1 protein-coding gene is annotated in these 1,425 nt (G+C 44.3%); it reads right to left on the bottom strand.

The annotated features are described in order from the left end of the window. Positions 1–20 precede the first annotated feature (20 nt). Positions 21–1,343, bottom strand: a complete 1,323-nt coding sequence (locus ACED60_RS25630) for an IS4-like element ISVbsp1 family transposase (protein WP_371728731.1) — start codon at positions 1,341–1,343, stop codon at positions 21–23. Positions 1,344–1,425: the final 82 nt, after the last annotated feature.

Genomic DNA, 1,425 nt, shown 5'->3' with positions numbered 1-1,425 from the left:
TAATGCCGTTCGGATAAGCATTATTGCTTGAACCTGAACGGATATTTGGCTGGGACAAAGAGGACTGAACGTGGAAACGTTCGGTCTTTTCTTTTATCTGGAAGAATGAAGTGACTCAAACTGTCTCTCATCCTTTTCAGTTTTACAGGTAGAGTTCCGTCTGGACTTAAAGCTAACCAACGTAATTGCGCATCAATAAGGTTAATTGCGGCGGTAAAACTGACCCTAGTCGCTCGAACCCCGGCTTCTGAAGCTATCTTAACCATCTCTAATCGCACTAAGTTATAGGCAAGTAATACGCCCCACAGCTCTTGCTTCACACCGGCAGAAAAACGACTTCGTAAAGTGACGTGACTTTGCAGTTGAGTCTGTTTAATTTCACCATAACCTTCTTCTATCTCCCAGCGTTGCCAATAAATACGCAGCAGGCTTTCTAGCGAGTATCTACTAGGGTCTGTAAGTGAAGTAATAAAACCTTTTATCTCACCTTTTGGCTCTTGATATAGGACTAATCTGGCTTCCCAACGTGCGGGTAAATTCGGATTCTGCCGTTGAGCTTGAGGAGAGATGGACATTGAGATGAGCATGTCGTTCTCCGCATATTTCTCCAACACTTCATAGCGTAGCTTACGCTTTGCAGGCATTAACCAGTGAGCATTTTCCGCACTCTCTTGCCACGACAACAAGAGGTCTGCCGAGAAATAACAACGATCAAATAAGGTCAATGAATGTGCGGGGATATCATTGAATAGGCGCTTAGCTAAGGTCGTTTCACCGACATGACAGCCATCAAAAGCCGCCCCCATAATCATTCGAGTTTCTGTTGACATCAAAGCGACTAAACGAAGTTGAGGGTAAGGTTTCAATTTTTTAGAGATGAACCCAAATTCTTCAGCGTTCTCTGGGGAATCTTGGCACCTAAATGTTGTCCCATCCACAGCAAGAACATTAAGCTCTAAGTCTTTGTCTTGTTGAAGGATATCTCCGTTCCAAGCCTTTACCGTTGTGTGAAACAGAGCCGCTAACGGACTCTCATCTAGACGTCGGCGTGAATCAGTTAGGACACTGGGTGCAACACGAGACCAGCTATCTTCAGGTTTAGGCTGAAGTGCAATGTCTAATGAACTGCACACCTCTTTGATAGACATGTTGCGTTGCAGCCCCATCCAAATAACTAACCAGACAGCTTGCTGAGCGGGAAGCCGACGTCGTCTTATGCTCGCTTTATTAGTTTCAAGAAGAGCTTGTTCTATCCACTCAATCTGAATGGCGTCGACAACAGATTCATAATTGTCGGCATCTTCAATGGTCTCATGTGCCATTGCTAATTCTTGTTCAAGCATAAAAAAATCCCCATCAACGTTGTTGATGGGGATTATCTGCTAACTGCAAGATCGTTCAAGTCTTCTTAAACGATCGGCATTA

Origin of the sequence: Vibrio sp. 1F279 (assembly GCF_041439815.1) — a bacterium.
Lineage (GTDB): Bacteria > Pseudomonadota > Gammaproteobacteria > Enterobacterales > Vibrionaceae > Vibrio > Vibrio tasmaniensis_A.
The sequence above is the reverse complement of the archived record's forward strand: the minus strand, read 5'-3'. Positions and strand labels throughout refer to the sequence as shown.

Coding starts and splice junctions, on each gene's coding strand:
- ACED60_RS25630 (WP_371728731.1), bottom strand. CDS start 1,343: ATGCTTGAACAAGAATTAGCAATGGCACATGAGACCATTGAAGATGCC.